The 5,496-nt window shown below is 28.9% G+C and carries 6 protein-coding genes; all 6 read right to left on the bottom strand.

Features of this window, described 5'->3' with window-relative positions; all coding sequences use genetic code 11:
* Window positions 1-711: 711 nt before the first annotated feature.
* The 6 genes from ACH2BP_RS03085 to ACH2BP_RS03110 all read right to left on the bottom strand — a co-directional run bounded on the left by ACH2BP_RS03085 (window position 712) and on the right by ACH2BP_RS03110 (window position 5,406).
* Window positions 712-1,245 (bottom strand): GIY-YIG nuclease family protein, encoded by a 534-nt coding sequence (locus ACH2BP_RS03085; protein ID WP_395056902.1) that lies wholly within the window; start codon window positions 1,243-1,245, stop codon window positions 712-714.
* Window positions 1,246-1,409: 164 nt separating this feature from the next.
* Window positions 1,410-2,387: a hypothetical protein gene (locus tag ACH2BP_RS03090; protein ID WP_395056904.1), complete on the bottom strand. Its 978-nt coding sequence runs from the start codon at window positions 2,385-2,387 to the stop codon at window positions 1,410-1,412.
* Window positions 2,388-2,546: 159 nt separating this feature from the next.
* Window positions 2,547-3,044: a hypothetical protein gene (locus ACH2BP_RS03095; RefSeq protein ID WP_395056906.1), complete on the bottom strand. Its 498-nt coding sequence runs from the start codon at window positions 3,042-3,044 to the stop codon at window positions 2,547-2,549.
* The gene (locus ACH2BP_RS03100; RefSeq protein ID WP_395056908.1) at window positions 3,041-4,258 is read right to left on the bottom strand and encodes an ATP-binding protein; all 1,218 of its coding nucleotides are present in this window, start codon (window positions 4,256-4,258) and stop codon (window positions 3,041-3,043) included. Before ACH2BP_RS03100 ends, ACH2BP_RS03095 begins: the two co-directional genes overlap by 4 nt.
* Before the next feature lie 221 nt (window positions 4,259-4,479).
* Window positions 4,480-5,007 (bottom strand): hypothetical protein, encoded by a 528-nt coding sequence (locus ACH2BP_RS03105; protein WP_395056910.1) that lies wholly within the window; start codon window positions 5,005-5,007, stop codon window positions 4,480-4,482.
* 156 nt (window positions 5,008-5,163) lie between these two features.
* Window positions 5,164-5,406 carry a hypothetical protein gene (locus tag ACH2BP_RS03110; protein WP_395056912.1) on the bottom strand — a complete coding sequence of 81 codons (243 nt, stop codon included), beginning with the start codon at window positions 5,404-5,406 and terminating at the stop codon, window positions 5,164-5,166.
* Between the last annotated feature and the right edge of the window lie 90 nt (window positions 5,407-5,496).

Raw genomic sequence — 5,496 nt, forward strand, 5'->3', positions numbered from 1 at the left:
AACGTCCCGTCGCTTGGTCTTCGTTGCGGAATTTCAGGACTGAACATCACAAATATAGACAAATTTGTAATAAAATACTGAATATTTCAAATAAAAACCGAAACCCGCAATGAGACCAAACGGCTGTTAGCGGTTCGGTTGTATGAACCGAAAAAGCTCAATTTAGTTTACTTTTTTTGCGCTATTTTCAGTTAAAAACACAAATAAATTTCATGAAATTTAATTTTACGCATTTCCATTCTCAATCGAAAATTTGCAAATATAAAACAATTTTCCCGAGAAACGTGGTGAGTTTACCGATAAGATTTGTGTATAGATTGCGTTTTTATTTTCAGCGGAAATCCTACAAACACAAAAATGAATTTTTAGTGAAACGTGATGAGTTTGCTGATAAGATTTGCGTAAAGATTGCGTTTCTATTTTCAGCCGAAATCCTACAAACACAAAAATGAATTTTTAGTGAAACGTGATCATTTTACAGATAAGATTTGCGTAAACTTTTCACTTCAAATATAATAATTTCCACTTTTTAAACACGCAATATTCTCAATTGTAGTTGTCTGAGTCTTTTCGGCGCAACTGACCGCTAACGTCTTGCTAGTAGGCGATGGTCGGGCTAAATAAAGCAATTATTTTCGGATTATCACTAATTTGCCAAATACAAAACAATTTTTCCTTTAAGCCTAATTCCCGACTATTGCTTACTAGCTGTTAGTTGCTGTACCTTTCTTGTGCAATATTTCGGCATTCCTGTTTGACCGTAGCCAAATATTTAGATTTTTTAGGATTATGATTTGTATTCAAAATTGGTTCAAAATGTTTGATTAAATCTTTCTCAATAAAATCAATATTTTTTTCAGTTTTTAAACATTCAAATTCAAGATTTTCATTCATCCATTTTATAATTTTTTCAGAGTCGGCTAAATTGAATTTATAATTATTCAAATTTGATTTGCCAATTAATGAACCTCTTGGGGGTTTAAAATTTAATATAGCTCCAATTCCTCGGAAAAAAGTTCCGTGACTCTTTCCTCTACATTCTTCTTCTAAGCGTCTGCCTAAATTTTTACTTGCTTTACCGATATAAATTATTAAGGATTCCTTATTTTCTATTTCATTCCTAAGTAGCAAAGGAAAAGTAGAAATGTTTTTTATTCTTAAAGCATAAATTCCCGCAAAATTTAGATCATACTTATCTAAATCTTTTAGAGTTTTAAAATTTTCTGGTTTAAAAATTTCGTTCATTTTTACGATTTTGTTGGTATAGCAACTAACGTTCCGCCGCTTCTCGTCAGTTGCGAACTTCGGAACTGATTATTTTCTGTTAAATATAAAATTTCTTGCGAGAAATAAACGTGAATTTACTACAAAATTCGCAATCTTGCCAAACGCCTGTTGTGCGATCGCTTTTATTTGATTCCAAATAGTTTGTTCTTAAAATCAATGATTATTATATTATTCCAAAATAACTTATTTCCTGCCGTTCCATCTGTTTCTTTATCGATACCTAAACCGCTACGATTTTCATAAATTTTCACTTTTGAGAATTTTTTTCCGCCCAATTCAATTTCGTTTGTAATCATTTTAGATATTAAATAATGTTCTTTCCCCCAAGATGAAACTTTTATTGAATCTATATTTTTACTTGTTGCAAATTTTGATATGTTTTTTTCTGTTGCGATTAGTTCAAACATACTTGAACCGTTATCAAAAAGTATTCGGTAATTTTTATTATTTAACTTCATCGGTAAAATCACTCTTCCATATTTATCTAGTTCAATGTTTATCAATTCTGTTTTATATTCTTTCGGAATTAAGTCACAAATTGAAAACCTTTGGTTTGGATAATCAATGATTAATATTTTGTTTTGAAAAAAATCAGCGCCAATTGTACCGATATTAATTTGGTCAATTTTATTTGGTACTTTTTCTGAGATTCTATCCCCATAATTATTTTCTACATATAATTTTTTATTTTTAGCTTTAAAATCGCCAAATTCAAACTCAAAGTTTTGATAAACTTTTTTACTATTCCAAAATTCAGCAGAACTTTTCAGTTTTTTAATTCGGTTACTAATTTTCGGATAACTTTTAAACATTGATATGAAACTGTTTTCATAAATCATAGTTAAGTCTGAACCTAAATCAAATTGGAAATTTACAAAACAATCTGTTTCTGCAATTTGTCCATTAATTTTCATTGAAGTTTTTTCGATTTTTTTTCCATCGATAATTCTATTTGTCCAATAGAATTTAGACCAATTTATTTCAGAAATATTTTTCGAATTTTGAGTTATTTCCCAATTTCTGAATTCATCATTATTACGAATAACAATAATGAATGAAACTAGGATAAGTCCAATTATTGATATAATTCCTATTTTCACGATTTTTTTCATAAAGTGTCGCACAACGTTCCCGCGCTACAAGCAGTTTGGGACTAAATTAAGCCCATTATTCGGATTTGCCAAATCTTCCAAATACAAAACCATATTTAAATTAAGCCAATTGCCCAAATTGCTTGTAGCGTGTGTTAGTGGTAGTGCTTATTTTATAGATATTTCCCTTTGAGCATCAATTCTAAAACCATAATCTCTAAAAAAACGTTTATTAAGTTCATTATCTATGGTTGTAAAATTAGGATGTTTTCTATTACAAGCATATGCTTTTTTATATTTGAAATTTTTAAGAAATTCAGGCGAAATTAGCTTTATTGTGTTTTCAAGTTGTTCAATAGACTTTGGTAACCAACCACCAGTTGCTTGAATTTTTAATTCTACTAGATAAATACTGTCATTCCAAGTTAAGACACCATCACAAGTACTTTCTTCATCCTTAGTTCCAGGTTTGAATACAATAATACAATTATCAATAGCAGTAAAAGTTACTAATTCTTCATTATTATTTACAACGATTGCAATCCAATTTTCGGGAGTTGCATTATGAGAATATGCTTTTTCTCCATCTTGCTCATCACAAATTCCAAATAGCTTATCTTTACGCGGTTTTTCTGTGCAATTAGTCCCTAAAAGTTCTTCAATCATAGCTCTTGTTCAATTTCTAATAATGTATCAAACATTTTGTTTCCAGTTGATAAGGAATCGTTCAAGAAATTATGATCGGACGGAATACCTTCAAATACAGGAAGAATATTAATTGAACCATTTTTTTCATCAAGTTGATAAATTACAACATCCTTTCCTTTCAAGATTGATTTTATTGGAACAACAGAATTCAATTTCTCTTTTAACTCTTCAGATTTTATTTTATCTAATATTAATCCAGCTTGAATTGCAATACTTACATAATTAATTATGTATGGACTATGAGTTGTCATAACTAAATAGTTTTCTTCTTTCAGATTATTACATTCAAACAAAGTATTCAGAATTGAATTTTGTGAAGATGGAAAAAGATTTTGCTCTGGTTCTTCTACTATATTAACAAAACTTGAATAAACGAATTTTGAAGATAAAAATTCTAATGAAGATAGTTTAATATCACTTGAAATATTTGGATTTGACAAAATCCTTTCAATTTCTTTACGAATTCTTCTTTCTTCATCGATGCTAATATTTTTTATATTTCCTTTATCTTCCTTACCTAATGATTTCGCTAAATATTCGCTAACAACAAAAAGAGGAACTAAAGATTGAAAACCACTTGAAGAGTCTGATAATCTTATTTTATAATTATCTCCAACAATCCAAGAAATTTTATTTAATTTTTGATATTCTAATTTAACATTGTTTATTGGAAGCGAAATTTGTCCTTGCAAATCTTCTAATGCATCGACAAATTCATCAGAAAAAGTATAAAGAGTACTCGGTAACCCTTTCAAAGTTCTTACATTTCTAACTGAACTTGTAAAGTTTCTTTCTGATGGTACGTACATTATTTTTGGAAAAGCGTAATTCTTTGAGTTTAAATTTTCAACCCAAACCGTTCCTTTATCATAGCTAATAGAATATGCCTTTCCTATATATTCGATTACAGTATTATCTTTGAAGTAATCATTAAGGTTTTGATAAGCAAAGTATTTTTTTAATCGGTTATATTTAATTAAATCATTTTCATTGAAATCTCCACGAGTCAAAGCTTTTTCTATCCAAGTGAGTGTAGAAATTAATTTTGCAACTGTACTTTTACCTGAACCTTGATTACCTATAAAAATAGTCGTCTTTTTTATATCAATCCATTTATTGTTAGGACAACCTTCCTTTATTGGGCCGAAATGTTTAACTCTAATTTTACTCATTTTGTTGTTTTAATGTACAAATTTAAACATTTATTATGGTATTTTTAGCAATAGTTGTTTTTTTACACTCTGTTTTGGCATTACCACTAACGTTCCGCCGCTTCAAGAAGTGGCGAACTTCGTAACGACATATTTTCCACTAAGATAAAAATTCTTGCGAAATAAAAATGTGAATTTTGCACATTTTTCGCCATTTCTTGAAACGGCTGTTAGCAGTAGCCTTATTTATATAAATCTGTTGTTGCATAAAATTCATTTGCGAAATAATTTTCTTTTCCATTGTTTAATTCTTCTCTCAATTTTTCAATTTCATAACTTGCTTTAAGCATTTTTCCATCTCGCAATTCCAAAATAATAAAAGGTTTGCCTTTTAATGATTCATCTATTTTGTTCATAGTTTTAACTATATCAAAATTATATTTAGTATCAATATTTACATCCCAATAAACAATAATCTTATTTTTTTTAATTTCAATTGGAAAATATGCCCAACATTCTGGTGTAAATTGAATTGCAAGAATTTCTAGGTTTTCTAGATTAAAATATAAAATACAAGAAGCAAAATCATTTTCTGATTTCACCCAAGGTGTGCTTTTTTTATCATTTACAACATCAATGATATTTTTGAAAAAAATAGAGTCATTTACTTTTTCAGTTTTTTCTTCAATTTTCAAGTCAGATTTGTTATTTTTGTTATTACAACTTAATAGTAAAAGACATAAACTTATGATTGTGAATTTTTTATACATCTTGTTTTCGTTCTGTTGTTCAAAGGTTACTGCTAACGGTCGATGCTAGAGCTTGTGGCGGCTTATGGAAATCTTTTTTTCCATAACCGACCGAGCGAAGTTATGAAAAGAAAACGAACAATTTACCGAAAAACCAGCCATAAGATTTAGCATTTGTTAGCGGTAGCTTTTTTCGTCGTAAAATTTTTCAATATTTTCTGCAACAAATTTTTGACGAATTACAGACACATCACTAAGCATATAGTATCTCTCATCCAACTCATCAAGATTTACATTTCTTCCATCTCTAGGTTGGTTTTTATGTTCCCAGTAAATTTTTGTAGCAGAGCGAAGTAAGCTAATATGTTCCAGTGCGCCAATCTTTTGTAAACCACTTAGAGCAAAATCGATTAATGTCATATCCTAAAATACGTTGACTCTTTTTTGTGTTAAATTTATTTCAAAAATACGGATTTGTAATCGGAACATTGATAATTTTTTTTAAAAATC

It is taken from the genome of Flavobacterium sp. (assembly GCF_043756175.1).
Lineage (GTDB): Bacteria > Bacteroidota > Bacteroidia > Flavobacteriales > Flavobacteriaceae > Flavobacterium.